27 protein-coding genes are annotated in these 26,964 nt (G+C 73.3%); 6 read left to right on the top strand and 21 right to left on the bottom strand.

Translation table 11 applies throughout. The annotated features are described in order from the left end of the window. Nucleotides 1-491: TetR/AcrR family transcriptional regulator (locus tag GUY61_RS10875; RefSeq protein ID WP_166629886.1), on the top strand; the 491-nt coding region annotated here is incomplete at its 5' end. A 467-nt stretch (nucleotides 492-958) separates the two neighbouring features. On the opposite strand, the gene GUY61_RS10880 is transcribed toward GUY61_RS10875, so the two are convergent. Continuing rightward, the gene (locus tag GUY61_RS10880) at nucleotides 959-1,261 is read right to left on the bottom strand and encodes a hypothetical protein (protein WP_166629887.1); all 303 of its coding nucleotides are present in this window, start codon (nucleotides 1,259-1,261) and stop codon (nucleotides 959-961) included. Between the two features lie 423 nt (nucleotides 1,262-1,684). Beyond that, the gene (locus tag GUY61_RS10885) at nucleotides 1,685-1,894 is read right to left on the bottom strand and encodes a hypothetical protein (RefSeq protein ID WP_166629888.1); all 210 of its coding nucleotides are present in this window, start codon (nucleotides 1,892-1,894) and stop codon (nucleotides 1,685-1,687) included. 371 nt (nucleotides 1,895-2,265) lie between these two features. On the opposite strand from GUY61_RS10885, the gene GUY61_RS10890 reads away from it, so the two are divergent. Further along, a complete protein-coding gene (locus GUY61_RS10890; protein ID WP_166629889.1) occupies nucleotides 2,266-3,084 on the top strand; it encodes an endonuclease I family protein in 819 nt (272 codons plus the stop codon). Between the two features lie 499 nt (nucleotides 3,085-3,583). Continuing rightward, nucleotides 3,584-6,016 (top strand): GTPase-associated protein 1-related protein, encoded by a 2,433-nt coding sequence (locus tag GUY61_RS10895; protein ID WP_166629890.1) that lies wholly within the window; start codon nucleotides 3,584-3,586, stop codon nucleotides 6,014-6,016. Nucleotides 6,017-6,195: 179 nt separating this feature from the next. On the opposite strand, the gene GUY61_RS10900 is transcribed toward GUY61_RS10895, so the two are convergent. From GUY61_RS10900 to GUY61_RS10940, 9 genes are all read right to left on the bottom strand, one after another. Continuing rightward, complete coding sequence (locus GUY61_RS10900) at nucleotides 6,196-7,638, bottom strand: aldehyde dehydrogenase (RefSeq protein ID WP_166629891.1); 1,443 nt, start codon at nucleotides 7,636-7,638, stop codon at nucleotides 6,196-6,198. Then, nucleotides 7,631-7,831 (bottom strand): 2-hydroxymuconate tautomerase, encoded by a 201-nt coding sequence (locus tag GUY61_RS10905; protein ID WP_166629892.1) that lies wholly within the window; start codon nucleotides 7,829-7,831, stop codon nucleotides 7,631-7,633. The genes GUY61_RS10900 and GUY61_RS10905 overlap by 8 nt, the downstream gene beginning before the upstream one ends. After that, a complete protein-coding gene (locus GUY61_RS10910) occupies nucleotides 7,831-8,640 on the bottom strand; it encodes a 2-keto-4-pentenoate hydratase (protein ID WP_166629893.1) in 810 nt (269 codons plus the stop codon). Before GUY61_RS10910 ends, GUY61_RS10905 begins: the two co-directional genes overlap by 1 nt. Next, nucleotides 8,640-9,701, bottom strand: a complete 1,062-nt coding sequence (gene dmpG / locus GUY61_RS10915; RefSeq protein WP_166629894.1) for a 4-hydroxy-2-oxovalerate aldolase — start codon at nucleotides 9,699-9,701, stop codon at nucleotides 8,640-8,642. Before dmpG ends, GUY61_RS10910 begins: the two co-directional genes overlap by 1 nt. Further along, nucleotides 9,698-10,642, bottom strand: a complete 945-nt coding sequence (locus GUY61_RS10920) for an acetaldehyde dehydrogenase (acetylating) (protein ID WP_166629895.1) — start codon at nucleotides 10,640-10,642, stop codon at nucleotides 9,698-9,700. Before GUY61_RS10920 ends, dmpG begins: the two co-directional genes overlap by 4 nt. Next, on the bottom strand, nucleotides 10,639-11,433 hold the full coding sequence (locus GUY61_RS10925) for a 2-keto-4-pentenoate hydratase (RefSeq protein ID WP_313896612.1): 795 nt from the start codon (nucleotides 11,431-11,433) through the stop codon (nucleotides 10,639-10,641). The genes GUY61_RS10920 and GUY61_RS10925 overlap by 4 nt, the downstream gene beginning before the upstream one ends. Nucleotides 11,434-11,635: 202 nt before the next feature. After that, nucleotides 11,636-12,583 carry a PEP/pyruvate-binding domain-containing protein gene (locus GUY61_RS10930; RefSeq protein ID WP_166629896.1) on the bottom strand — a complete coding sequence of 316 codons (948 nt, stop codon included), beginning with the start codon at nucleotides 12,581-12,583 and terminating at the stop codon, nucleotides 11,636-11,638. Nucleotides 12,584-13,067: 484 nt separating this feature from the next. Further along, the gene (locus GUY61_RS41520) at nucleotides 13,068-14,804 is read right to left on the bottom strand and encodes a PEP-utilizing enzyme (RefSeq protein ID WP_166629897.1); all 1,737 of its coding nucleotides are present in this window, start codon (nucleotides 14,802-14,804) and stop codon (nucleotides 13,068-13,070) included. Then, nucleotides 14,801-15,595: an IclR family transcriptional regulator gene (locus GUY61_RS10940; protein ID WP_208105816.1), complete on the bottom strand. Its 795-nt coding sequence runs from the start codon at nucleotides 15,593-15,595 to the stop codon at nucleotides 14,801-14,803. Before GUY61_RS10940 ends, GUY61_RS41520 begins: the two co-directional genes overlap by 4 nt. 110 nt (nucleotides 15,596-15,705) lie before the next feature. Between GUY61_RS10940 and GUY61_RS10945 the strand changes: the two genes are divergently transcribed. Then, complete coding sequence (locus GUY61_RS10945) at nucleotides 15,706-16,512, top strand: IclR family transcriptional regulator (protein WP_166629898.1); 807 nt, start codon at nucleotides 15,706-15,708, stop codon at nucleotides 16,510-16,512. 376 nt (nucleotides 16,513-16,888) lie between these two features. Here GUY61_RS10945 and GUY61_RS10950 read toward each other — a convergent pair whose 3' ends face one another. The 10 genes from GUY61_RS10950 to GUY61_RS10995 form a co-directional block, all read right to left on the bottom strand. Further along, nucleotides 16,889-17,374, bottom strand: coding sequence for a heme-binding protein (locus GUY61_RS10950; RefSeq protein WP_208105817.1), 486 nt, complete (start codon nucleotides 17,372-17,374; stop codon nucleotides 16,889-16,891). A 5-nt stretch (nucleotides 17,375-17,379) separates the two neighbouring features. Next, entirely contained in the window at nucleotides 17,380-18,444 is a 1,065-nt protein-coding gene (locus GUY61_RS10955) for an NADH:ubiquinone reductase (Na(+)-transporting) subunit F (protein ID WP_166629899.1), read from the bottom strand. An 87-nt stretch (nucleotides 18,445-18,531) separates the two neighbouring features. After that, nucleotides 18,532-19,446, bottom strand: coding sequence for a catechol 2,3-dioxygenase (locus GUY61_RS10960; protein ID WP_166629900.1), 915 nt, complete (start codon nucleotides 19,444-19,446; stop codon nucleotides 18,532-18,534). Between the two features lie 8 nt (nucleotides 19,447-19,454). Continuing rightward, complete coding sequence (locus tag GUY61_RS10965; RefSeq protein ID WP_166629901.1) at nucleotides 19,455-19,856, bottom strand: 2Fe-2S iron-sulfur cluster-binding protein; 402 nt, start codon at nucleotides 19,854-19,856, stop codon at nucleotides 19,455-19,457. A gap of 10 nt (nucleotides 19,857-19,866) precedes the next feature. Then, a complete protein-coding gene (locus tag GUY61_RS10970; RefSeq protein ID WP_166629902.1) occupies nucleotides 19,867-20,187 on the bottom strand; it encodes a phenol hydroxylase subunit P4 in 321 nt (106 codons plus the stop codon). A 3-nt stretch (nucleotides 20,188-20,190) separates the two neighbouring features. Next, on the bottom strand, nucleotides 20,191-21,708 hold the full coding sequence (locus tag GUY61_RS10975; protein WP_166629903.1) for a YHS domain-containing protein: 1,518 nt from the start codon (nucleotides 21,706-21,708) through the stop codon (nucleotides 20,191-20,193). A gap of 13 nt (nucleotides 21,709-21,721) precedes the next feature. Beyond that, nucleotides 21,722-22,045, bottom strand: coding sequence for an MmoB/DmpM family protein (locus GUY61_RS10980; protein WP_166629904.1), 324 nt, complete (start codon nucleotides 22,043-22,045; stop codon nucleotides 21,722-21,724). Next, complete coding sequence (locus GUY61_RS10985) at nucleotides 22,042-23,067, bottom strand: phenol 2-monooxygenase (protein WP_166629905.1); 1,026 nt, start codon at nucleotides 23,065-23,067, stop codon at nucleotides 22,042-22,044. The genes GUY61_RS10980 and GUY61_RS10985 overlap by 4 nt, the downstream gene beginning before the upstream one ends. A gap of 119 nt (nucleotides 23,068-23,186) precedes the next feature. Continuing rightward, on the bottom strand, nucleotides 23,187-23,615 hold the full coding sequence (locus GUY61_RS10990) for a hypothetical protein (protein ID WP_166629906.1): 429 nt from the start codon (nucleotides 23,613-23,615) through the stop codon (nucleotides 23,187-23,189). A 140-nt stretch (nucleotides 23,616-23,755) separates the two neighbouring features. Further along, a complete protein-coding gene (locus GUY61_RS10995; RefSeq protein WP_166629907.1) occupies nucleotides 23,756-24,589 on the bottom strand; it encodes an alpha/beta fold hydrolase in 834 nt (277 codons plus the stop codon). A 482-nt stretch (nucleotides 24,590-25,071) separates the two neighbouring features. On the opposite strand from GUY61_RS10995, the gene GUY61_RS40045 reads away from it, so the two are divergent. Continuing rightward, nucleotides 25,072-25,302, top strand: coding sequence for a hypothetical protein (locus tag GUY61_RS40045; protein WP_243766350.1), 231 nt, complete (start codon nucleotides 25,072-25,074; stop codon nucleotides 25,300-25,302). 270 nt (nucleotides 25,303-25,572) lie between these two features. Then, nucleotides 25,573-26,964: FAD-dependent monooxygenase (locus GUY61_RS11005; RefSeq protein WP_313896613.1), on the top strand; the 1,392-nt coding region annotated here is incomplete at its 3' end.

Raw genomic sequence — 26,964 nt, forward strand, 5'->3', positions numbered from 1 at the left:
CCACGGAGGCGGGCATCTCGCGCGCCACGTTCTACAAGTACTTCTCCGAGCGCGAGGAGATCCTCGCCGAGCTCTTCGCCCGGCTGCTCGGCCGTGACCCCGTCCCCGCCCCGCCCGGCGGCACCGGTCAGGCACTGGAACGCATCGGGCAGCTACTGGTCGCGACGGCGGAGCGCATGCTGCAGGACGAGGTGCTGGCCCGATTCGTGTACACCCTGCCGATCCGCCACGCGGCGCTGCTCGGCGAGGGCGCTCGGCCGCCGGTCCTGGACACGGTGGAGCGCATGCTCGCCGAGGCGTCCGAGGCCGGAGTGGTCCGCACCGACGTGCCCAGTACGCTGCTCGCCGCCCACCTGGGGCGGGCCTACGAGGCAGCCATGCGGGACTGGGCGGAGGGCCGCACGGCCGACGCCCCCGCCCAGGTGCGGCTGCTGCTCGACCTGTCCTTCCACGGCATCACCGCCGCGGCGGGCCGCACCTCCGGCCCCTGAGCCCGGTCCGCGCCCGGCGCCGTCCGGAGGGCGGGCGCGCTCGCCCGGCTACCGGCGGCCCCTGCGGGGCGGGTCCGGAACCCCGCCCCGCCGAGTGACCGGCGCGGCAGGCTCGCCACCGCCCGGTCCCGTCCGCCTTCGCGCCGGGCCACCCGGCAGCGGGATCCGCCGAGCGAGCAGAGCCCACCCGGGCCCGTCCTCCGGGCCGGATGCCGCGCCCCGCCGTCCCGGTGTCCGCCGTCCCGGGGTCCGCCGGGCGAGTGGCAGCCGGTTCGGGCCGACTCGGCCTTCCGTGTCCTGCACCGTGGCGCCGGGCCCGGCCCCGTCCTTCGCGCCGGACGACCCGGCAGCGGGGCCCCGCCCGGGCCGGGACGCCGTGCCGGTCGGCGGGCCGGGGTGGCTGCCCGGCGTCGGGCGGGCTCGTTGGGCCGGGTGGGTGAGGTGCGGGTGACGGGCACGCGCCCGGCTCAGCCGTCGGGGTTGGCCTCCAGGCAGGTCAGTTCTATGTCGTCCAGCACCGCCTCGTGGGTGCGGCCGGTGACCTCGGCGTCCCGCTCGATCTCGACGGCCGCCCACCCCGCCAGGCTCATCACGAGCACGCGCAGGCCGTCCGTGCCGTAGGCGCGCAGCACCCGGTCGGCGGCCGCCAGTGCCTCCTCGGGGATGCGCTCGGCCGGGTACAGCCCGACGATCCTGCGCAGCAGGTCGACCGATATCCGGGAGACGTCCGGGGCTATCGCCCTCAGGCGCCGGTCCTCGTCCTGATCCACGGGGCCTCCATCCGCCGTGCGCGCCGGGCACCCGGCCCGGCGTGGCAGTCCGCTGCCAGGCTCGGCCCCCCGGCCGCCGCCGTCAACCGCGCCTGCGGCCCGGAGCACTCCGCCCGGCCGCCGGTACCGGTCACGACGAACCGGTCACCGGCGTCCCGGCCTCCGTGCCCGGCCGGGCGCAGGCGCGACGACGCGCTCCGCGACGCGCTCGTACCGGCCCGCGGCCGGACGGCCGCAGGACTCGGGCGGGGGAGCTCGCCCCGGCCGGAGACGCAGCACTCCGGGTTGAGGAAGGCGAGGCCGGCCCCCGCCGTCCAGGCCCGTGAAGCTGGTGCGAACAAACCGTCCGGCGTGCGGCCGTCGGCGTCCGGCGGCCACGCCGCGGCCGCGCCCGGTGCCACCGGGCGGGGGCGAGGACGCCGGTCATGGGCCGGCGGCCCGCGGCTGGGCCGACACCTCCTGGGAGAGCAGGAGTTCATGGGCGAGCCGGGCACCGCGTGCCGCCGCGTCGCTCTCCACGTTCCGGTCCGGCGTGCCCTCCAGCCCGTCGATCAGGGCGCGCAGGGCCTGGGTCAGGGCGTCCACCCGTTCCTCGAGGACGCGCAGTCGTTCGGGAGTGTCGTCGTACGTCATGCCGTGCTCCGGGGATCGGCGCCGTACTGGGCGGCTGCGGAGCGGGGCGGCACCTTCCGGCTGCCGGTTCTCCCGGTCTCCCGGGCCGTGCGGTTCCTCCGTGGCCGCCTGCCGGCCGGAGGCCGCCCGCGCATGGTTTCCATTCCGAGCGTGTCACGCGGCGTCGGGGGCTGACAGGGCCGGACGGCCCAAAGCTGCTTCGCGTTGGATGTCGGGCTCATGACATTTTCACCGAGCCGACCCACAACGTTCACACCGCAGGAACCATGTACATGCCACTCTCCCGTTGGCTCACTTGTCAACTCGCGTAGATCGGACCGCCGACGGGGCGGTGCGCGGCGCGCGAGCCTCCGGGAAAGGACTCCCCCCACATGCCACTCCCGCGCATACGCCGCTGGAAGCCCCTGACCCTGGCCGCCGTCACCGTGCTGGTCGGCGTCACCGTGCCGGCGACCGCCACCGCTGCGCCGGCCGGGGCCGTGACCGCGGCAGCCGTCGCCGACTACGACAGCACCTACTACGCGAGCGCCATCGGCAAGACCGGCACCTCGCTGAAGAGCGCCCTGCACGGGATCGTCGACGGCAACACCCAGATCTCGTACTCCGCCGTCTGGAACGCGCTCAAGGTCACCGACGAGGACCCGAACAACAGCTCCAACGTGATCCTGCTGTACACCGGCACCTCGCGCAGCAAGAGCCTCAGCGGCGGCAGCACGGGCAACTGGAACCGCGAGCACGTGTGGGCCAAGTCCCACGGCGACTTCGGTACGACCACCGGTCCGGGCACCGACCTCCACCACCTCCGGCCCGAGGACGTCACGGTCAACAGCATCCGCGGCAACAAGGACTTCGACAACGGCGGCAGCGCGGTCAGCGGCGCCCCGGGCAACTACACCGACTCGAACTCCTTCGAGCCCCGGGACGCGGTCAAGGGCGACGTGGCCCGCATGATCCTCTACATGGCCGTGCGCTACGAGGGCGACGACGGCTGGCCCAACCTGGAGCCCAACGACCTTGTGGGCAACGGCACCGCGCCCTACATGGGCCGCCTGTCCGTCCTCAAGCAGTGGAACGACGAGGACCCGCCGGACGCCTTCGAGGAGAACCGCAACGAGGTCATCTACGACCAGTACCAGCACAACCGCAACCCGTTCATCGACCACCCGGAGTGGGTCGAAGCCATCTGGTGAATCGTCGCGCCCCGGCCTGAGGTCCGCCACGCCCGCCCCGGTGGGCGTGGCTGACCCCGCCACGAGCAGCGGCCGGCGGAGTTGCGGAAAGCCTCCCGCCGAGGCCGCCGATCTGCTGGGATGGTCCCTCACGGTGGTCGGCAGTGAGCACGGGGGCACGCAGTGGGGCTGGAGTTCGGGCATCGCCTCGGCCTGCCCCGGGCACTGTCCGCGCTGTCACGTCCCCCTGCCGCCTGCGCCGCGGCACCGCGGGCGGCGGCCCGGAAGACCCACGGCGCCGTCCTCCCCGCCCGCCGCGGCGCCTCGACCGCCGACGCGACCGGCCGCGTGCCCGGGGCTCCCCGCCGCCCACTACCCTCTGCCTTCTGCGAGGAGAACCGGTCGGCCGGGCCCAGGAGGTGCGCACCCTGATGCCTGACTCCCGTCGCGGTGCGCCGCGCCGCCGGCGGCCCGCAGGACGACACCTCGTTCCAGTGGGCGGAGCCGGGAGGGCCCGAGCATGACCCTGTCGCAACTGCACTGCACATCGGCGCCGCCCGGCCCCGAAGGCTCCGGTCTCCGGTTCGCCGCGCTCTCCCCCGGTGTGCCCCGGCCCCTGCTCGCCGAGGTCGGACGGCTCATCGGCTACGAGCCGCCGAGCGACGCCCCGGCACACCCCACGGAGCGCGAACTCGCCTCGTTCCCGGTGGCGTTCAGCCACAGCCGGCTCTCCGACGGCAGCCGGCTCCTGGCCCGTACGGTCTGCACGGGAGCCGACGGCAGCGGGCACCCGGGCGGTTTCCACGCGCACGCCGTACTGCTTCCCCCGGACGCGGCGCTGCCGGGCGGAGGCCTGCCCGTCACCGCGTGGGACTCGCCCCAGTGGGCCACAGCCGTCCCTGACGGAGGAGTACCGGAACCGCTGGAGGCGCTGCGCCCCTCCGGCCTGCTGGACCGGGCCGGCCTCGTCGCCTTCGCGGTGTCCCGTGCGCCCTGGCTCGCGGCCTTCTTCGCCGATCTGCGCGCCCTCACCGAGGACGAGGCCGCGCCGCGGATCCTCCTGGTCGAGCGGGACAGCGCCGACACCGCCCGGTGGATCGCGCTGGCCTGCGCCGCGCTCCCGGAGGAGATGGCCCGCCGGCTGACGTTCACCACCTACACCCGGCGACCCCGGCACGCCCCGCAGCAGATCGTCGGAGTGCGGCCGGAGGACCGCCGCGACCTCGGCGGACAGGACCAGCGCTTCCGCGTGCACGACTGCATCGACCGCACGCCCGCGCGACCGGTGACCGACGCCTGGGCGGAGGCCGCCGCCCGTGTCTGGACGAGCCGGCGCCCCGAACTGTTCGACGAGGCGGCCGCACTGCCGCGCGGCCGCCCCGCGGATCCCGGCCCGCTCGCCGCCGTCGCGCTGTGCGCGGGCCTCGGGCTGGGCTCCGGTTGCCGGACGGCGGCGGCCGACTGGGCCCGCGAACACCCGCAGGCGCTGGGAGAAGAGCGGCTGCACCGTCTGCTCGCGGCCCTGAGCGCGCCCGCCGGGGACCGGACGGACGCCGAAGCGGCGGCTCTCACCGGGTTGTTCAACGCGCTCGACGGCCGGGCACCGGCCGCCGCCGTCGGGCCGCTCGCGGCCCTGGTGCTGACCCGCGCGGTCCGCTCGCCCGGGTCGGGGCCGGGACTCGGCGTCCTGCGGCCCGACACCCTCACCGGGGAGCTCGGACCTCGGCTCGCCGCCGAACTCGCCCCGGAGCTGCGGGCGGGCATCGCGCGCACCGACCGGGGGGACGCCTCCCGCCCGGTGGAGCTGCTGCGCATCGCCGAGCTGCTCGGCGTGGACTGCTCGGACCTGCTGCCGGAGGTGGCGCGCGAGCTGTCCCGCGCGCTGCTCGCCGACCCGGAGGCGGCGTACACCAGGGCCGTACGCCTCGCGCTGGAGGAACAGTTCGAGCTGCGCGCCGCGGTGCTGGCCCGGCTCGACGACCTGGCGGCGGGCGATCCGCCCTCGGCGGCCCGGCTGCTCGGGCGGGTCCCGCTGCCCTTCAGCGCCACCCAGGCCCTGCCCCATTTGCGGATGTGCGCCGAGGCGCCGCGGGCCACCGCGGGCGGCGGCGACCGCGTAACCGCCGTGAACACCGTGCTGCGTGCTTCCGGGGCCTCCCCCATCACCGAGCCGCTGGTGCTGCGCACCGCCGTACGGCTGGTGTGGGGCGACAGCACCCCGACCGCGGGCGAGGCCCGGATGCTGCTCGCCCAGACCGGCTCCGACCCGCACCGTGCGGCGGGAACCTGGACCGCCGTCGTCAGGGCCGCGCTCGAAGGGCCCGCGGACGACCCGGACGTATCGGACCTCGCCCACGACCTGCTGCGCTGCTTCACCGGGGACCTGGGGCCGCGGGAACGCGGCGCCCTGCTGCTCCTCGGGTTCGCCCGCGACCTGCGCGCCGGTACCGCGGGCCCGGGCTGGACGGAGAGGGCGCTGTCGCTGCGCGCCGCGGCGGAGCCGGTGGAACCCACCGTGCTGGAGCACGCCTTCGGGGCGCTCGCGTCCCGGCTGCTCTCCGAGGACCGCCCGGACGGCGAGCTGTACGCGCTCGTCCACAGCGGCGACGCGGACCTCATCGGCGCCTACGGGCGGGCGGCACGCTCGGACCGGGTGCGCGACCGGCTGGGCACCGTCCCCGCGTACGTGGCGGACTGCTACACCGCGTGGAGTTCGCACTCCCGGGCGGGTGAGGCCTGGCAGGAAACGAGTGCGGCACTGCTCGACTCGGTGCTGCGCCCGGTCGTGCGCGTGCTGCCCGACGACGACACCGCCGCCGTGGAGCGGTGCCTGGAGCGTACGAGCCCCCGCCGGGCCGAGGAGTTCCGCATCTGGAGCCGGCCCGGGGCGTTCGGCCGGCTCGGCCGGCGGCTGACCGGCCGGGGCCGCAGGGGCACCGGCGCGGCGAGGTGACCGGACGCCGGTGGGCCGCCGCGGAAGGGCAGCGGCCCGTCATGAGTCCGCAGACGCCGCTGAACCCGGCGTTGCGGGTGACCACGGCGGTGGCGGTGGCGCTGCCCGGCCTGGCTGGGACTCCTGTGGGGAGCCCCCCGAAGCGGGGCGACAGCCGTCCGGAGCGACTCCCGCAACGGTCAGGCCGGGGTGATCTGCATGACGACCGCCTTCGGTTCCGTGAAGAACTCGCGGCTGAAGTTGCCGCCCTCGCGGCCGACGCCGGAGTCGCCGACGCCGCCGAACGGGGCGCGCAGGTCACGGACGAAGAAGCAGTTCACCCACACGGTGCCCGCCGTGAGGGCGGCGGAGACCCGGTGCGCGCGGTGCAGGTTCTCCGTGAACAGCATGGCGTTGAGGCCGTAGGGGGTGTCGTTGGCCAGTCGTACCGCCTCCGCCTCGGTGTCGAAGGGGTGGACGACGACCACCGGGCCGAAGATCTCCTCGCAGACGTGCCGGGAGTCCAGCGGCAGGTCGACCAGGACGGTCGGGTTAACCACCCAGCCGTCGCCGAGGCCGCCGGTGAGCATCTTGCCGCCCTGCTCGTCGACCGACTCGACGTAGCCGCGGACCTTCGCGTAGTGCTCCTGCGAGGCCAGCGGGCCGAACTGGGTCGCCTCGTCCTTCGGGTCGCCGATCACCAGCGCCTCGGCCGCGGCGGCGAAGCGGGACAGGAACTCGTCGTAGATCTCCCGCTGCACGTAGAGCCGACTGCCGGCCAGGCAAACCTGGCCCGCGTTGCGGAAGATGGCCTGGATCGACCAGTCGACCGCGTTGTCCAGGTCGGCGTCGGCGAAGACGATGTTGGCGCCCTTGCCGCCGAGTTCGAGGCTGACGGGGGTCAGGTTGGCCGCCGCCGCGCGGGCGATGACACGGCCGGTGCCGGACTCGCCGGTGAAGGTGATCCGGTCGACGCGGGGGTCCTCGGTGAGGGCCTGCCCGGCCGAGTCGGGGCCGTAGCCGTGGACCACGTTCAGCACGCCCGGCGGCATCCCGGCCTCGAGTGCCAACCGCGCCAGCAGCGTGGCGGAGACGGGGGTGTCCTCAGCGGGCTTGAGGGCCACGGTGTTGCCCCAGGCCAGGGCCGGGGCGACCTTCCAGGTCTCCAGCATCAGCGGGAAGTTCCACGGCGCGATGGCCGCGACCACGCCCGCCGCCTCGAACCGGGTGTAGCTGTGGTGGCCGGAGTCCATCGGCAGCGTCTCGCCGGTGGACAGGCGCGCGTGGTCGGCGAAGAAGCGGAAGTTCTGCGCCGAGCGGGCCACGTCGTGCCGGGCCTGGGCCAGGGGCTTGCCCATGTCCCGGGTGTCGGCCGGCGCCAGCTCGTCGGTGTGCTCCTCCATCAAGTCCGCCAGCCGGTGCAGGATCCGGCCCCGCTCGGTGAACCCCATCCGCGGCCACGGGCCCTCGTCGAAGGCGCGGCGCGCCGCGGCCACCGCACGGCCGGCGTCCGCCGCGCCGCCCAGGGGCACTTCGGCCCAGGCCTCACGGGTCCACGGATCGACGGTGTCGAAGCGGGCGCCGTCCAGCGACTCCCCCTCCACCCCGTCGATCACGTGCCCGAAGAACTCCTTGTCAGCCATGCGGCGACTCTCTTTCTGCGATCGTTACGTCTCCTGCGGCGAAGTGCGTCCCGGGTATCTCCCGCACCACCACCCGGACGTTCTGCTTGGGCGCGCCCACCGCCCGCACCACGGCGGCCGTCACCTCGCTGATCAGCGCGCGCACCTGCTCGGGGGTACGGCCCTCGGTGAGGGTGACCTCGACCAGCGGCATCAGCCCTCCCCCTCCCCGGCGGCCGGCCCGCCGCTGAGGAACACCGAGCCCAGGTGCGTGAAGTGGCAGGCGATGCTCGCGCCGGGCGGCGCGAACACCGCGTCCGTCATCCCGCCGGTCAGCACCACCCAGCCGGGCTCGATGGCCAGGCCCCGGCGTCCGAGGTCGTTCGCAGCCAGGGCCAGCGCCTCGGCGGGGTGGCCCTGCACGGCGGCTCCGGTGGCGGAGTCGACGATGCGGCCGTCGACCTCCACCAGCACCGCTTCCATGGCCAGGTCCAGGGACCGCGGGTCGAGGCCGACCGGTCCGGTGACGTAGACGCCGGAGGAGGCGTTGTCGGCGACCACGTCCGGCAGGGTGAACCGGAAGTCGCGGTAGCGGCTGTCGATCACCTCCGCGCCACCGAACACCGTGCCCACCGCGGCCAGGGCCTGCGCCGCCGTCACGCCGGGTCCGGCGAGGCGGTCCTTCATCACGAAGACGATCTCCGGCTCCACCCGGGGGTGGATCAGCCGGTCCTGCGGCACGGGCTCACCCGCGGGCAGCACCATGGCGTCGGTCAGCCGGGCGGTGAGCGGCGAGTCGACGCCCATCCGCTTCTGCTTGGCGCGGCTGGTCAGGCCCAGCTTGACGCCGATCAGCCGCTCGCCGCGGTCCAGCCGCCGCCGCAGCGTCTCGTCCTGGACGCGGTAGGCGGTCGACAGGTCGAGCTCCGGCCACTCGTCGGTGATCGGCGAGCGGTCCCTGCGGCCGTCCTCGCAGCCGAGCAGCACCTGTGCGGCCCGGTCGACGTCCCAGGTCGTCGTCATCAGCGCACCCCCTGGGCGGCGAGGTCGCCGAGATCGCGTTCCTCCGCGAGCTGCAGGGCGATGTCGATGATCATGTCCTCCTGGCCGCCTACGTACCCGGCCTGTCCCACCCGCTCCAGGATCTCGTGCGCGGGGACCCCGTAGCGCTCGGAGGCGCGTTCGGCGTGCAGCAGGAAGGAGGAGTACACCCCGGCGTGGCCCTGCACGATCGCGGAGCGGTCCATCCACGGCAGCCGGGGGATGACCGGCCTGACCACGTCCTGCGCGGCGGACATCACGCCCTGGACGTCGATGCCGGCGCTGATGCCCATGCGGTCGAAGGTGGCGGCCAGCACCTCGGTCGGCGCGTTTCCCGCGCCGGCCCCGAGGGCGCACAGCGCGCCGTCGATCTGCCGGGCGCCCGCCTGGTAGGCCAGGACGGAGTTGGCGACGCCGAGGGAGAGGTTCTGGTGGCCGTGGAAGCCGACCTGCGCCTGGTCGCCGATCTCGTCGAGCAGCGCCCGCACCCGGGCCTGGGCGTCGGACAGCACCAGCGCGCCGGCGGAGTCGACCACGTAGACGCACTGGGCGCCGGCGTCGACCATGATCCTGGCCTGCTTGGCGAGCGCTTCCGGGCCGATGCGGTGGGACAGCATCAGGAAGCCGACGGTCTCCATACCGAGGTCGCGGGCGGCGCCGAAGTGCTGCACGGACACGTCCGCCTCGGTGCAGTGGGTGGCGATCCGGGCCACGGACGCGCCCACCGACTGCGCCCGCTTGAGGTGGTCGACGGTGCCCAGGCCGGGCAGCATCAGCACCGCGATCCGGGCCCGTTCGGCCTCGTCCACGGCCGCCGCGATCAGGTCGAACTCGTCCTCGAGGGAGAAGCCGTAGTTGAAGCTCGAGCCGCCGAGGCCGTCGCCGTGCGCGACCTCGACGACCTCGACGCCGCTGGTGTCCAGTGCGTGCACGATCGCCCGCACCTGGCCCTCGGTGAACTGGTGGCTCATCGCGTGTGAGCCGTCCCGCAGCGTCGAGTCGGTGATGCGCAGGTCGCGCGGCTTCTCGGGTGGGGCGCTCATGCCGACACTCCTTGCTTGGCGAGGCGGGCGGCGGCCAGCAGTTCGCCCACCCGGGCGGCCGAGGCCGTGATGATGTCGAGGTTCCCGGCGTAGTCGGGCAGGTAGTCGCCGCGCCCGCGGACCTCCAGGAACACCGCGACGCGGGCCATCCCGCGCCACTGCGCCCGCGCCGGGTCGTACTGCGGCTCGGCGCGCAGGGTGTAGCCGGGCACGTACTGCTGCACGGCGGCGACCATGGCATGGATGGACTCGGTGACTCTGTCCTGCAGCGCGCCGGGCTCGGCGGCCTCGGCGGGTATCGCGCAGAACACCGTGTCGCGCATGACCATCGGCGGTTCGACGGGGTTGAGGATGATGATGGCCTTGCCGCGCCCGGCACCGCCGACCTTCTCGATCGCGGTGGAGGTGGTCTCGGTGAACTCGTCGATGTTGGCGCGGGTGCCGGGCCCGGCGGAGCAGGAGGCGATCGAGGCGACGATCTCGGCGTACTCCACGGGCACCACGGAGGACACCGCCGACACGATCGGTACGGTGGCCTGCCCGCCGCAGGTGATCATGTTGACGTTGGTCGCGTCGAGGTTGAGGTCGAGGTTGACCGGCGGGCAGACGAACGGGCCGACGGCGGCCGGGGTGAGGTCCACGGCCACGATGCCCGCCTCGGCGTAGCGGGGGGCGTTGGCCTTGTGGGCGTAGGCGCTGGTTGCCTCGAAGACGACGTCGGGCAGCGAGTCCTGGCGCAGCAGCCAGTCCACGCCCTCGTGGCTGGCCTCCAGCCCCATCCGCTTCGCGCGGGCCAGGCCGTCGGAGGCCGGGTCGACGCCGACCATGAACCGCGGCTGGAGGATCTCGCTGTGCCGCATCAGCTTGAACATCAGGTCGGTGCCGATGTTGCCGGGGCCCACGATGGCGGCGGTGGCGCGGCGCTTTCCGTCGACGCTCATGAGTTCTCCTTCGCGAAGCACGCGGTCACCGAGCCGAGGCCTGCGAACGTCGCGGTGAACGAGTCGCCCGGCGAGACCGCGACCGCCGCGGTCACCGAGCCGGGCAGGATGACCTGGCCGGGCTGCAGCACGACGCCTCGCGCGCCGAGGGTGTTGGCCAGCCACACCAGCGAGTTCAGGGGCGAGCCGAGCACGGCGCCGCCGGCGCCGGTGGCCACCGGTTCGCCGTTGCGGTGCAGCAGGCAGCCGGACAGCCGCAGGTCGACCTGGTACAGCGGGGTGGGGCGGCTGCCGAGGACCACTCCGCCGGAGGAGGCGTTGTCGGCGATGGTGTCCAGGATGCCGATCTTCCAGTCCCTGATCCGGCTGTCGATGACCTCCAGGGCGGGCAGCACGAAGTCGACGGCCGCGGCCGCCTCCGCCGCCGTGACGCCGGGGCCGCGCAGCGGGCGCTTCAGCATGAACGCGATCTCCGGTTCGACGCGCGGCTGGAGATAGTCGGAGGTGGGGATCGGCTGGTGCTCCAGGTGGAACATGTCGTCCAGCAGGTGCCCGTAGTCGGGCTGGTCGACGCCCATCTGACGCTGCATCGCCAGCGAGGTCAGGCCCACCTTGTGGCCCCGGATCCGTGCCCCGGCGGCCTGGCGGGCGTGGATCTGGAGCAGCTGGATCTCGTAGGAGTCCTCCAGGGTCATGCCGTCGTACGTTTCGCTGAGCGGCTCGACGGGCTTGCGCGAGGCGTACGCCTCGGCCAGGAGCCCGGCCGCCTCGGCCCGGGACACCACTTCCACGTGAGACCTTCTTCCAGTTCGGCACTCGGATGCGGCCCGACGGGCGGGTGCGCCGCGTCGGTACGCCTGGAAGTGACGCTAGGCAGGTGCGGCGCCGGGCGCCCGTCGTGTTCCATGGTCCGGAACGGCCGGAAAAGTGGTGTATGTCACAGGTCTCTTGTCTCAGGTGGCTTGTCACAGGTGGCTTGCCACAGGTGCCTTGTCACAGGTCGCTGAGGAAGGCGGCCGGATCCCAGGCCCTGTCGTCGCCCTCGGGAGCTATGCCGGTCACCGGGCGGGCCTGCAGCAGCCACACCCCGCCCTCGGGGTCGAGGGCCCACTCGACGTCCACGGGGTGGCCGAGCACGTCCTCGGCGCGGTGCACGGCCTCGACGACGCGGGTGAGTTCCGCGTCCGACAGCAGGGGGCGTCCGGTGCTGCCGTACGCGCGCCGCAGCACGCGCACGCCGGGGCGTGCGATCTCCAGCCGCTCCGGCTCCGGCCCGCCGGTCACGGCGCCGCCGACGCCGGGCGCGGCCTCGACGACCGTCCGGTCCCGGCGCCCGGTAACCGGGTGCATCGAGAAGGCCACCCCGGAGACCCGGGCGGGCACCAACTCCATCACCCCCACGCCCATGGCCAGGGCGTCGACAGGCAGTCCGGCGTGCATCCGGTAGGCGAGGCAGCGGTGCGTGAACAGGCTCGCCCAGCAACCCTGGACCGCGGCCACCACCTCGTCGGACGTGCGCACGCCGAGGAAGCTGTCGAACATGCCGGCGAAGCTGTGGTCGGCCCCGTCCTCGGCCACCGCGGAGCTGCGGACGGCGACGGTGCCGCGGCAGTACCGGGCGCAGGCCCGCGTGATCTCGGCGCGCAGCGGCCCCGCGACCGGGGTGTCGCGCACCGGCAGCCCCAGGCCGGCCGAGGCGGCGGCGAGGGCGGCGTGGTCCAGCGGATCGGGCAGGGCGGCCAGCCGCGCGGGCAGGACGCCTGCCAGGCCGGAGTCCGCCAGGTGACGCCGGAACGCGTGAACGGTGACCGCGAAGCCGCCCGGCACCCGCAGCCCGGCCTGCCCCAGGCGAGCCAGCCGCGCCAGCTTGACCCCCGCGACGGCGGCGCCACCGGGGCCTGCCAGGTCCCCGGTCGGCACCACGGACGGGTGCTCCGTCATCGGGGAGCCTCCCTCTTCCGGGCCCGCTCACCCGGTGACCCGCCGGCCGGTCCGGACGGTCGGCGGGCAGGCGCGGAGGGGCCGTGGGCAGGCATGGACCCGTGCGTTCGGGGCGGCGGTGCGGGCGCGGGCGCGCGCCGCCGTGCCGTCGTCGTGGTCGCGGGACCCGCACCGTGCCGATGGAGCCCTCGCATTCGCTCTGGGGCGTGTTTCGAAAGTAGCGTCGTCCGCCCGCAGGGCGGGGCCGGGGGCGTCCGGTGCGTGCGATCGCAAGGCGGAGGGAGGAGAGCGCAGCGGGCTGCGCCGACGACCGACAACGCCGCGTGGGGGCACCTCCCGTGCCCGGAGGGCCACGGGGGAGTGCCGGGCGTCCCCAGGCGGGCGGGACTTTCGAAACACGCCCTGGCCAGCGGGCGGACGGGGATGGCCCCGTGCTCCCCGAGCCGTGTCCCCGCCGCGTGACCGGGCCGGCGTGCCGGCGTGTTCATGGACGCAGCACCCGCACCGTGCCGTGGGTGCCGTCGACTTCGACCTCGTCGCCGTCGCGGATGGCGTGGGTGGCCGCGCCTACCGCCGTGACGGTGGGGACGCCGTACTCGCGGCCGACGATCGCGGCGTGGGAGAGGATCCCGCCCGAGTCGCACACGCACGCCGCGATCACCGCGAACGCGGGCGTCCAGTTGGGGGACGTCGACTCGCAGACCAGGACGTCCCCCGGCCGCAGCCGGGACAGCCCCTCCGCGTCGGTGAGCACCCGCGCCCTGCCCCGGGCGGTCCCGCGGGCCGCCGGCACGCCGTCGAGCCAGGTGACCGTCTGCGTGGCCGACGCCCGGACGTTGCCGAGGAAGGTGCGGTCGATGCCGAACACCTCGGCCACCACCGGGTCCTGCGGCGCGTCGTCGGCCACACTGCCCAGCACCTTCGGCAACGACGACCGGCGGGCCCGCCACCGTTCGAAGAACTCCCGCCGCTCCCCCACCAGGCCGCGCAGCTCCGCGTACGCGGAGCGTCCCTCGGCCAGGGCGGCCAGTTCCGGCCAGAACAGGAACACGGCGTCGTCGCGGCGGTCCGCCCCGGCCCGCTCGGCGATCTGCAGGGCGGCCCGGCGCAGCGGCAGCGCGACCCGCAGGTCGATGGAGACGTTGTGGTCGTCCTGCCACTTCGGCAGGTTCGCCGCCCGGCAGGAGGCGAGAGCCGCGTCGAACAGCCGCTGGTCCCGGCCGGCGAGCGAGCCGCGGATCGCGTCGGCGGCGGCATCGCGCTGCTCCCGGGCCCGGGCCAGCCCGGCGTCGAAGTCGTGCTCGGCGGGCAGGCCCAGGAAGGACGCGATCACGCTCAGGGCCGGGGTGGGGTCCTCCAGCCAGCCGGGCAGGGCGACGTCCGAGGTGCCCTCGGTACGATGGCCGTGCGCCCGCAGGAAGTCGCCGAACCCGGTGACCCAGGCGGCTTGCGCTCCGCCGGCCGCGGCGAGGCCGGCCAGCACCCGCTCGCCGGGCCCGGCGGTGAGCCGGGCGGCGGACACGCCCGCGCGCCGGGCGGCCCGCGCCAGCTTCCACAGCGCCCGGTCGGTGTCCATCACCCGGGTGCGCTCGCCCTGCAGCAGCACGCCGACCAGGGCCGGGTCCACGTCCAGCGACTCGCACAGGCGGCGGAAGGCGAGGTGGTTGGCCAGCAGCGGGTACATCACCTCGAAGTGAATCTCGAAGGCGCGGCGGTGGAAGCGCCGGGTCTCGGCGAGGTGCGCGGCGAGTCCCGCCGTGTCCAGCCCGGCCGGGTCGGTCGACCACAGCCGCTGCCACCACTGTTCGACCTCCGCCTCCCGGGCGGCCCAGATCCGCGGGAACTCCTCGAGGAAGCGGTTCAGGGCGGCGCGCAGCCGGTCGGCCCTGGCCCGGCGTTCGTACTCGGAGGCCACCGGGATCGCCGCGGCGTAGGTGTGGGTGCCCACCAGGCGCTGGGTGATCCCGCGGCTGCCGGGCAGCGGCAGGCACTCCGCGGCCAGCTGGGAGCCCCAGCCGTAGCCGTCCTGGTTGACCAGCAGGCCGAGCGGGGTCAGGCCGCGCGGCCAGTGGAAGTCGAGGAACCACAGGCGGGAGCCGTCCGGCTCGTCGAAGGGCCGGAACGGCTCCACCGCGTACGCCGACTCGGCGTACTCCGGCCGGAAGCCGGGGTAGCACTCCGTGCCGGCGTTCTCCTCGGGACAGGCCGTGTGCGTGCTCACACCGCCAGACACTGGGCGACCTTGCGGGCGGCGATCGTCACCAGCTGGGCCTGGCGGCCGAGGTCCCTGGCGATCTCGGCGGTCGCGCCGACCAGGGAGATCGCGGCCCGGGACCGGCCCGACCGGTCCCGGACCGGGGCGGCCACCGAGGCGGCGCCGTCCTTGGCCTCGCTGAGGTTGGTGGCGTAGCCGGTACGGCGCACCTGCTCCAGCGCACGGTCGAACTCGTCGGCGCTGCGGATCGTGCGCTCGGTGCAGGCCGGGAAGCCGGCCGTCCTGCGGGCCGCCGCCAAGCCGGGGTCGAACGCCGCGATGACCTTGCCGGAGCTGGTGGCGTGCAGCGGCCAGCGGCGGCGGACGTGCGCCATCAGCGGGATGGCGCGGATGCTCTCCAGACGCTCGATCTGGAGGACGTCGACCCCGTCCGGAATCGACAGGTGCACCGTGCACCCGCTGACCTCGCGCAGTTCCTCCAGCATGGGGAAGGCGGCCTTGCGCAGCTCCAGCCGGCTGTGCGCGATCTGGCCCAGCTCGACCAGGTGCATGCCCAGCCGGTACTGGCGGGTGGCGGGATCCTTCTCCGTCAGTCCCCGCGCGCACAGCGCGCTCAGCAGCCGGTGCGCGGTGCTCTTGGCCACTCCCAGGCGCCGGGCGACGTCGCTGACGCCCAGCTCCTCCTCCAGGGCGAAGCACTCCAGTACGTCGAGGGCGGCGCCCACCGACCTCAGCCCGCCGTCCTTGAGGGCGCCGTCCGCGGTTTCGGGCGGTTCCCCCTGGGTCTGCGTCTGCACCGGGACGCGGGCGGACCTAGCCGGATCGGTGATCGCAACCACTGGGGACCTCCTCATTGAGAGCCGCACGTGCCTGGACTGTGGCTCAGATCTCGCCAAGAATGCAACTGATGTTTCCCACTGAGCGGGACACTCCCGCACTCTCCGTCCTGGCCCGCGCCGTCTCCGTGCTGGACGCGTTCTCGCCGGACGACACCGCGGTGACCGTCTCGGAACTCGGCCGCCGCACCGGGCTGGCCAAATCGACCGTGCACCGGCTGGCCGTCGAGCTGTGCCGGCTCGGTCTGCTGGAGCAGACGCCGCGCGGGCTGCGGCTGGGGCTGCACCTGTTCGAACTCGGCCAGTTGGTACCGCGGCAGCGCGATCTGCGGGAGGCGGCGCTGCCGCTGATGGAGGACCTGCGCGAGGTCACCCGCTCCACGGTGCACCTCGCGGTGCGCGACGGCGTGGAGGTCGTCTACATCGAGATCCTGGGCAGCAAGGCCTACCCCGGCCTGCCCTCCCGGGTCGGCGGCCGGATGCCCGCCCACGCCACCGGCGTCGGCAAGGCGATCCTGGCCTTCTCACCGCCCGAGGTGCCGGCCGAGCGGATCAAGTCGGGGCTGGCGCCGTGCAGCCCGTTCACCGTCGTCGCCCCGGGGGCGCTGCTGCGGGAACTGGAGAACGTCCGCAGGACCGGCATCGCCTACGACCGGGAGGAGTCGGGCGTCGGCACGGTGTGCGTGGCGGCGCCCGTCCTGGACACGGGCGGACTGGCGATCGCGGCGCTGTCGGCCACCGGCCGGAGCACCCAGCTGGACATCGAGCGGATGGGCCCGGCCGTACGGACCGCCGCGCTGGCCCTCGGCCGCCAACTGGCGGCGAAGGGCAGAGGCCCGGGCGGCACGCGGCCCGTCCCACGGACGGGGTCCGCCTGAGGGGCAGGACGCACTCCGCGCCACCGACACCGGGCGGGGCCCGCCCGAGGGGGCCCGGGCGCAGTCGGCCCGGCGGGTGCGGTCCGCTCCCTGGTGCCGGGCGGGTTCCGCTCGGCGGGTGCGGTCCGCTCACCGGTGACAGGCGGGGTCCGCTCGACCCGACGCGCGAGGGCGGGACTCGGTAAGAGGGTGTCGTCGGCGTCGACGACCGGGGCGGGTGCGGTCCGCTGCCCGGACGCCGCGCCGCCGACCGCGGCCGCCGGGTGGTTGGGGCCGTCGCCGCCGTCGACCTGCCGAACGGCATCGAGTCCACACCGGCCAGGCACCAGGGCGGGCCGCTGACGGTGCGGCCGGCGGGTCCCTGGCGCGGTGCGGGTCAGCCGGTCACCGCTGCCGCGCCGGCCTCCGCGATCGCCCGGTCCTGGTCCGCGCTGCCGCCGGAGACGCCGACCGCGCCGAGCAGGGCGTCGCCCGACCGGACCGGGACGCCGCCGCCGAAGATCACCAGGCGCTCGGTGTGCACGATGCCGTTCAGCAGGGCCGGCTCGCCGGAGATCATGTCGTACCAGCGGTGTGTGGGCACGCCGTTGAAGGCCGCCACGGTGTACGCCTTGTCCTGCGCGATCTGCACGGACATCAGCGGCGCTCCGACCATCCGGCCGAATGCCAGCGGGTGGCCGGCGCTGTCGGCGACCGCCAGGCAGACGGCGACCCCCAGCCGCTCCGCTTCCGCGGCCGCCGCCGCGACGATGCGCTGCGCGGCCGCGTACGTCAGCGTCGCGGTGTGTCTGACGTCGGGCACGGAGGCGTCGGGCACGGGGACGTCGGGCACAGGGACGTCCGGCACAGGGACGTCGGGCACCTGGGTCACCTCTTGATCAGGGGTGAGCGGACGGCGCCGCCGCCCGTCCGGTCGCCCTCGTCGAAGAAGTCCTCCCGGTAGATGTCGCGTGGGAAGAGCCTCTTGCTCATCAGCGTCTTCAAGGCGGCCTCGACCATCCCGGGCGGACCGCAGACGTAGCCCACGTGGCCGCGCAGCGAGGCGTGGTCGGCGGCCAGGACGTCGGTGACGAGGCCGGCGGCGAAGCCCTCGGCCTCCTCCTCCGACAGGCAGGGCCGGTAGCGGAAGCGGTCGGGGTGGCGCTGCTCCAGGGCGCGGAAGAAGTCCACGTCGTAGAGCCACTGCCGGGTGCGGGCGCCCTGGTAGAGCGTGAGGTGGCCGTCGTGGGCGCCGTCCTCCAGGGCGTGCAGGATCATCGCCTTCAGCGGCGCCAGGCCGGTCCCGCCGGCGACCATGACCGCGGGTTCGTTACGCGAGGTGCGCAGCACGAAGCGGCCGTAGGGTCCGGACAGGGCGATCCGGTCGCCGACCGCGAGGGTCCGGAAGATCCAGCCGTCGGTTGCCCGGCCGCCCGGCGTGCGCCGGATGTGGAACTCCAGGGTGCGCGGCCGGGACGGCGGGACGGCGATCGAGTAGGTGCGGTCCGCGTCGCCGCCGGGCACGGTGAAGCGCAGGTACTGTCCGGGGTTGAAGGCGAGGTCGCGGTCGAGTTCGACGATCAGCCGCCGGGTGTCCAGGGCGATCTCCTCCAGCGCCACGACGGTGCCGGTGAAGTCGGTCACGGGGTGGACGTCGACGTCCTCGTCCACATCGACGTCCGCCTCGATCACCACGTCGGAACGCGGCCGGGCGCAGCAGGTGAGGGTCTTGCCCTCGTCGCGCTCGAAGTCCATCAGGGCGAAGGCGGACGCCTCACCGTGGTCCACCTCGCCGTCGAGCACCTCCGACTTGCAGGTGGCGCACGTGCCGTGGGTGCAGGAGTGGGGCAGCCAGACGCCTGCCCGCAGGCACGCGTCCAGGATGGTCTGGTCCTCGCGGCACTCGACCTCGCGCCCGATCGGTTCCACGGTGATGCGGTGGATCTGGGTCATGCGGCAGCTCCGGGCTGGGTGAGGCCGTGCGCCCGCCTGGGCGCGGGCGCACGGCTGGGTTCTTCTGGGGGTCGTTCGGGGCCGAGGTCAGGTGAGCACGCTGGTGAAGCGCTCGTTCAGCTCCCGTCCGACGTAGAAGATGCCCTTGGCTAGCTGGTCGGGGGTCCAGGTCACGCAGGGGCGGTCGGGATAGGCCCGGTAGCCGCCGGCGAAGACCTCGTTGCGGTTGCCCGAGGGGTCGAAGAAGTAAATCGTCTTGCCGCGGGTGATGCCGTGCTGGGTCGGGCCGATGTCGACGGAGACGTCGTCCATGGCGAACAGGTCGCCGGCGCGCAGCACGTCGGCCCAGTCGCCGAGCTCGAAGGCGAAGTGGTGCAGTTTGCCCTGCGGGCCCTTGATCACGGCGATGTCGTGGACCTTCTGGCCCGCGCTCATCCAGGTGCCGATGTACTCCGCGTCGTCGTCGAGGGAGGTGGCCACCCGCTCGGTGGTGTAGAAGTCCAGCACCTCCGCGAAGAAGCGGTCCATCAGGTTGACGTCCTCGGCGGTGATCAGGGCGTGGTCGATGTTGGGCACGCCGACGCCGACCAGGTGGCGCGGGAACACCTCGGGGTTGAGGCTGCCGACCTCGGAGCCGACCAGGGTCATGTCGTGGTACAGCTCCAGGACGTGGTCCGACGGCGTGAAGATCCGGATGCCGTCGCTGACCTCGGGGTTGTCGCCCTTGCTCATCCGCTCCACCCGGCAGCCGAACTGCTGGGCGCGCTTTTCGAACCCGTCGAGGTCCGCGGGGTCGTGGACCTTGTAGCCGAGCTTGTCCAGGCCGACGCCGCCCTCCTCGAGGACGACCGAGTGGTGGTCCCACTCGTCCCAGGCCTTCAGCAGCAGCCGCCCGGTGTCCTCCTGGACCGGGCGCAGGCCCAGGGTGTCGACGTAGTGGCTCCTGGCGTCGGTGAGGTCGGTGACGCGCGCGTGCACGTATCCCAGGCGCATGACTGCCATTGCGGCTCCTAGTTCTCGCTGCCGGTCCCACCGGCAAGGTGTGTGCCGGTCTGGCCGGCAAGGTCGGGGCCGGTCCCGCCGACCGGGGTGCTGCTCGGGCGGAACGCCAGCAGCGGGTGCAGGGCGCGCAACCGGTCGTTGCGCAGGGTGATGCAGACGTCGCCGGCGGGGACGGCGCGGCAGGTCAGGCAGGTGCCCGAGCCGCGTTCGGCCGCGGGGAGGACGGTGTCGGCGACGGCCTTGTGGTACTCGACGTCGCCGACCACGAGATCCGCCTTGCAGATCCCGCACCCGCCGCGCCGGCATCCGGTCCGGTAGGCGTAGCCCGCGCGGTAGAGACCCTCGAGCACGGTCTCCCCCGCGCGCAGTTCCACGACCACGCCTTCGGGCTGCACGGTCACTGTGGGCATCGCGGCGCTCTCAGCGGGAGAAGGCGAGCAGGCTCTTGTGGCCCACACCGAGGGCCTCGAGCGTCTGGTCGTCGGTTGGTTCGAAGGGCGCGCCGTCGAGGCTCCAGCGCCAGGCGCCGGCCGGGTCGTGGTCCGGGTCCGCGGAGGCCCACGGGTCGACCATCGCGGAGCGGAACTCGGCCCAGGTCATCGCCTTGGGCACGCGGAAACAGGCGGCGGCTCCGAACCACATGTTGTCACGCCACCACAGGTGGACGAGCTGGTCGTCGCCGTACAGCTCCTGGCGGGAGCGGGACGGGAAGTCGTACGGTGCGATCGCGCGGACCGGCATGGCTCAGCTCCCCACCGGAGCGCCTGAGTGCCAGCGCTCCCAGTTCTCGTTGTCGGCGGATCCGGTGTACTCGCCGCCGTCGCCTTCCTGGATGCCGTACCAGGCGAGGACCTCGGGCACCGAGGGGCCACCGCAGTTGCCCTGGAAGATCTGGTGCACGGGCAGCCAGGCCTGGACGTACTTCTCGGGTTCTCGTTCGAAGACCCACTGGCAGCCGTCCGAGCAGAAGTCGAACCGCTCGCCCTTGTACTCGGTGCTGCGCTGGCAGATCGTGGTCGGATCGCCGGGTTCGGTGAACAGCATCGGGATCTGGCAGACCTGGCACAGCTGCGGCAGCCCCGGGTAGAAGAAGCGCCCGCCGCCGTCCACCACCCGCTGGGCCTTGTCCCACAGCGGCTTGTAGTACTTGTCGAAGGTGTCGGGGTAGTTGGCCGACAGCCACTCCTGGTCCTCGGCGCCGGGGATGGAGGTGGTGAACGACGCGGCGAAGCTGAACTGGTGGAGCACCCAGTACACCTGGTGGCTGAGGGTCTCCTTCTCGTCGATCGCCTGCTGCACGTGACGCGGCGGGCGGATGCCGTAGAACTCCAGGTCCGGGAAGAGGCCGTTCAGCATCTGCTCCTCGAAGTAGAGCTCGAACGCCTCCTTCCAGCTCATCACCTTGCGCGGCAGCATGTAGTCGAGCATCTGGGCGATCAGCGCGGTGACGCGGTAGCCGCGCCAGAACCACTTGTCGATCCACTCCTGCACGATCGGCACGTTGGCCTCGTCCTGCTCCAGCAGGAACTTGATGGCCTCCAGGCCCAGGGTCATGTGCCGGCTCTCGTCGCTCTGCGCGGAGAAGCCGAACGTCATGGTGGGCAGGTCGCCGTTGAAGCTGGCGCCGGACATGAACGGCACGAACAGCAGGTTCGTCAGCAGGTACTCGAAGGAGAAACCGATGGCGATCAGGAACTCGAACGGGCCGGCGGACAGGGCGTCGTCGAAGTAGGACTTCGGAACGCTCAGGTACCACACCCGGTCGTGCATGGTGTTCCAGGAGTGGAAGCCGCTGTAGTACTTGTTGTACGCCGACAGCGTGTGGATCTCGGTCTGGGCGTGCCGCAGTTCGTCGACGGACTGGCACAGGGCGGCGAACCGCGGGCCGGGGCCGTTGAGATGGCGGGCGAGGAAGGCGAAGTTGCGGTGCGCCTGGTACTCCAGCGGGGTGACGCCCTGGAGGAACAGCTTCATCGCGTTCAGGTACCTGGCGTCCGACAGGGACAGGTGTCCCTGGCTCTGCGCGGCGCCGTCGAGCACCGCGTACAGCCGCTTGTCCTTCTCGGCCTGGTACTTGTAGTAGGCGTCGACGGTGAGCCGGAAGGGGTCCTCCCACTTCGACCAGTCGTGGATCTTGATGCCCTCGAAGCCGGTGTAGGGGAAGACCTTCTCCGGGTCGACGTACGAGGGCTCCCAGTCCAGGTCACGGGTGAGTGCCGAGTAGCGCTGCTTCATCGACAGCTTGCGCGGGGTGGCGGCCATGTCGTTGCTCTCCTCAGTGGTCCCAGGCGATGACGATCTCGTCGTCGTCCCACTCGGCGAAGTGGCCGGAGTAGGAGACGATGGCGAGCTGGAACTCGTGGGTCTCCCACGGGCGGCCCAGCCGTTCCTCGACGCTCTCCCGGCTGATCACCAGTCGTCCCGGGGACTGGATCTTCACCAGGCCGGGCAGGCGGAGGACGGTGAGGTCGTCGTTGACGGCCTCGATCGCCTCCACGAGCGCGCGCGTGTCCTCGTTCTCCTGCAGGTCGACGCCGACGTTGCGGACGGGGCGTGCGGTGCCCGTCCTCGTCGAGGTGCCGGGCCGGGTGTCGGTCATGCGCTCTGCTCCTTGATCGGCGCGCCGGCGGCGCTCAGGGCGGTACGGACCGCCGCGGCGGCCTCCTCGACGGCGCTGCGGCAGCCGGCGTCGACCAGTCCGTCCGCGGCGTCGGCCAGGGCGCCGACCGCTTCGGCGGCGGCGGGCAGCAGGCGCTCGACGACGGCGGCCAGCTCGGCGCCGTTGGCGGCGCCGTGTTCCGGGTCGGCGAGCCACGCCGTGTACAGCGCGTCGAGCCAGCGGCTGTGGTCGGCGAACCAGCCGCTGAGGTGCTGGGCCACCAGGCTGTAGCCGCCCGCGCCGCCGAGCAGCGCGGCCTCGTCGAGCCTGCGGTACAGCAGGGCGTAGACCAGCCGGTCGGCCAGGTCCTGGCCGATCATGGCGGCCGCCCAGTCTTCCTCGACCAGCAGTTCCTCGACGTACCGGCGCAGCGGCTGCAGCGCGGGCGCGTCCAGCCAGGTCTGCTTGGCGTCCTGCAGCAGGCCGGCCGTGCCGCCGCCCAGGGCGATCCCGACGCGGCTGATGATCTGCGCGTTGCCGACGCGGTCGAAGGCGGCGAAGGCGCAGCACTGGGCGATGGTGGCGCCGTAGCAGAAGCGGGCGGCGGCGGTGCTGACCATCTGGGCACCGGACTCGTAGTGCCGCAGCGGCAGCACTGTCTGCCCGATCAGCTCGCGCCACGGCTCGGGCAGCCTGGCCAGCAGGTCGCGGCTGCCGAGGTAGTCCAGGGTCCGGGCGAAGGCGTCGTGCAGCGAGGCGCGAGCGGTGACGTAGGGGGCGTAGTAGTACTGGCGGGGGTCGGTGAAGGAGTACGGGTCGGTGAGCCGGAAGGTGCTCCAGCTCTCGTCGTACAGCTCCTTGTCGGGCGCCCACAGCGGCCGGTAGTGGAAGTGCTCGGTGGGCTGGACGTCGATGGTGCCTTCTTCGTACCGGGACGCCGGGCGGTCACCGTACCGGTCGATGAGGTACTGGAACGTCTTGCGTCTCGGTTCGATGACCTGGGTACGCAGTTCGTACTGCAATGTCGTCTCCTCGGGTGCTTGCGAGGACTGTGGCCCGGGCCACGGGGGGATGGCGAGCGCCGTTCCGCAGCCGGGAACGGGTCGGCCGGACGGCGTTCGTGACAGGCCGGGACGGCCCGTCAGAGGGTGGCGGGGCGGCGGGGGACGTCCGACTCGGCCAGCAGCCTCAGCAGCAGGCCGGTCAGTGCCCCGGGGCCGTCCAGCTCCCGGGGCCCGGTGTCCGTCAGGCCGTCGCCGACCAGCCGCCCGTAGGCGGTGCCGTCGGCGAAACGGGTGGACACCCGTGCCGTACGGCCTCGGTAGTGCACCGAGAACGCCAGCTCACCGACCGACAGTTCGTCGGTCAGCGCCAGGTGGTCGTCCGCCTGCGTCAGCACGGCGTTGGCCTCGCAGACCAGCTGCTCGGCCAGGGCGCGTACGGCCACCTGGCGGTCGGCTCCGGCGCCGGCCGAGGCCGGCTCGCTCGGCCGGGTCCCCGGTACGGGGAGTTCGCCGGCCCGGGGGTCCCGTCCCAGGATCTCGGCGACGCAGAGCATGAAGGGGGTCACGTCGGTACTCCTCCCGGCCGGTCCTGCCACGGCCTGCAGATGAGGTTCGGGCCAGGCGGGCGGGTGCGCCACCGGCGTTCCTCACGCCGGAACAGGCGCTCGGCCGGCCGGGCCCGCGGGCTGGTCAGGCGGTCAGGCGGTCAGGCGGTCAGGAAGTCGCCCACCAGTTCGTTGAAGGCGTCCGCCCACTCGATCTGCGTCCAGTGCCCGCAGTGACCGAAGACATGGAGCTGCGCGGCGGGGATCAGCTCCATGAGCCGCAGCGAGTTGGCCAGGGGGATGACGCGGTCCTCCCGGCCGTGCACGATCAGGGTTTCGTGCGGCAGGGCGCGGATCTCGTCGTCGGGGGTGACCATGGCATCGGCCCAGCGCTGCCGGGGCGCGGGGAACATCGACGAGAACGCCTCCTGGAACCCGGGCTGGATGCTGGCCCGGTAGCGCACCTCCGCGAGTTCGTCGTTCACCAGCTCCCGCGAGTGGGCGAAGACGTCGAGCAGCCGCCGCATGTTCTCGATCGACGGCTCGTAGCCCCAGACCGCGTCCAGGCCCTCCCCCTCGGTCAGCCGGAACGGGACCCCCACGCTCCCCATCAGCACCAGCCGGTCCACCCGGTCCGGATGCCGCGCCGCGGCGCGCAGCGCGATCGCGCCGCCGAAGCTGTTGCCGACGACCGACGCGGAGGGCAGCTCCAATGCGTCCAGGAAGCCCACCAGCTGGTCCACCCACAGGTCCAGTCCGTAGCTCACCCCCTCGGGGCGCTCGCTGAACCCGAACCCCGCCATGTCGGGCGCCAGCACCCGCATCCGCCTGGCGAGCGCCGGGATCGTCAGTCGCCAGTTGGCGTACGCCGTCACACCGGGACCCGAACCGTGCACCAGCACGACCGGGCTTCCCGACCCGTCCTCCAGATAGTTGGTCCGGATTCCGCCCGCGGCCACCTCCGCGCCGATCTCCGGCCGCTTCTGCCCGCTCATACGCACTGCCCTCCGAGTTCCAGCGATTGCCAGCAGTCCCCGCGATCGTCCTGCCGACTTCCCGCTGTCACGCCCCGGCGTTCCCCTCTCGGGAACACTCGACCACGCATCGCCTCGGCGGGCAGGCGGCAGGCGGACCATCGGCGAGCTCGTCGGCTAGTGCCGCGTCGGTCGGGGTTTGCCCGCTGAGGAGCGGCGTCCGGTGCCGGGGGTACCTCCCGCCGGAGGCGGGGGGAGCATCGCAAGGCGGCCGGAAGCCCTCGTAGTGGGCCTGCTCGGGCTTTCGGCCAGCGCAGCGTGGGGGTACCTCCCGCGCCCGGAGGGCTGCGGGGGAGTGCCGTGCAGGGCGTCGCGACGGGGCGAACCCCGGCTGACGCGGCACAAGGCATCGGTGTCCCGGGCCACCGCCTACCGGACCTTGCGACGCGTGGCCGACCACGGCCTCGTGCACCACAGGGGAGAGACCTGGAGCCTCGCGCCTCGTGCACTGGAGGGCTTCGGTGCCGGCCTGCCGGATCTCGGCCCGACCGCGCACCCGGCACACGGCACACGGCTGGGAACGGTCGCCCGGCAACACGGCACCGGGCGTCGCAGCCCGGCGCAAGGCCCTGCACGCTGCCGAGCTCGCGGCATACCGGGAGGCACTGGAGCGGCTGTCGGAGCACCGCAGCAAGGCCGTGCTGATCGTCCGCGAAACGGCCGCCAGGTACTGATCCCGACACCCCGCCCCGACGAGATCTCCTCCGCGTGGCACGCCCCCGGTGGGTGCGTCCTCGATCCATTCACCGGCCGCACCGCTCCCGACTGGCGGATCGCCACCGATGCTCGGAGCACGCGTGCCGTCCCGCCGGCGGGACGGGGCAAGTCCGGCAGCGGCTTGGTTCCTCCCGGTACCGGCTTCGTCTTGACCGGCTGATCCACCTCCGTGAACGTGGAGGTGTTTTGACGAGGTGGGAGGCACGGCGGAATGAGGGAGCAGCAACGTGGGACACACCGGCATGGACACGGATGTGGTGATCGCGGGCGCCGGGCCGACGGGCTTGATGCTCGCCTGCGAACTGCGGCTGGCCGGCGCCGACGTGGTGGTGGCCGAACAGCTTCCGCAACGGACGGGTGAGTCGCGAGCCGGTGGGATACATTCCCGCACCCTGGAGGTGCTGGACCAGCGCGGAGTCCTGGACCGGTTCCTGGCGGCCGGCGACCTGACACCGGTGGGCCACTTCTCCGGGCTCTGGCTCGACTTCGACGACTTCGAGTCCAGGCACCCCCTCCCCCTGATGATCCTTCAGTCCACCGTCGAACGGCTGCTGGAGGAGTGGGCGGCCGAGCTCGGCGTGCGGGTGCGGTGGTCGTCCGAGGTGAGCGGGTTACGCCAGGACGAAGCCGGCGTCACGGTCGAGCTGCGTACGGCGGAGGCGGTACCCGCGAGCCTGCGCGCCCGCTATCTCGTGGGCTGCGACGGCGGCCGCAGCACGGTGCGCAGACTGTCGGGCATCGATTTCCCCGGCACTCCGGCGACGATGAGCGCACTGCTGGGCGACGTCGAACTCCCGAATCTGCCCGAGGAGTTCATCTTTATGCGGCGCTGTCCGGGTGGCCATTTCTCGGCACTCGCCCTGGAGCCGGGCTGGCACCGGGTGATCACATCCGAGTACGACCATGTCGCGGACCGGGACGACTCCGTGACATTCGAGCAACTCCGGGAGTCGCTGGTCAGGCTCGCGGGCACCGACTACGGCATGCACAGCCCCAGGTGGGTCTCCCGGTTCGGCGACGCCGCGCGGCAGGCCGCCAAGTACCGGGAGGGCCGGGTGCTGCTCGCGGGCGACGCGGCGCACATCCACTACCCGGCCGGCGGACAAGGGCTGAACATAGGCGTACAGGACGCGGTCAACCTCGGCTGGAAGCTCGCCGCCGTGGTGCGCGGCCGGGCGCCGGAGAGCCTGCTGGACAGCTACCACGCCGAGCGCCACCCAGTCGGGGAGCGCCTCCTGCACAACACCCGGGCGCAGTCGGCCCTGGCCCGCCCGGGAGCCGAGATGGACGCGCTGCGCGAGGTGTTCGGCTCGCTCATGGTGTTCGACGACGTCAACCGGTATCTGCGCGACATGATCACCGCACTGGACATCCGGTACCCGGTCGACGGCGACCACCCGCTGGCGGGCCGCCGGGTCCCCGACGCCGACCTCAAGACGCCTGACGGCGCCATCCGCGTCTACGAGTTGCTGCATACCGCCCGCCCCGTACTGCTCGACCTGCGTGGCAGCGCCGAGGCGGCGGCGGTCGCCGAGGGCTGGGCCGATCGCGTCGACCTCGTCGAGGCGCGGAGCCAGGACGATCACTGGCCCGCCCCGGCCGTCGGCGAGATCCCCGCC

Source organism: Streptomyces sp. GC420 (assembly GCF_009916105.1).
GTDB lineage: Bacteria > Actinomycetota > Actinomycetes > Streptomycetales > Streptomycetaceae > Streptomyces.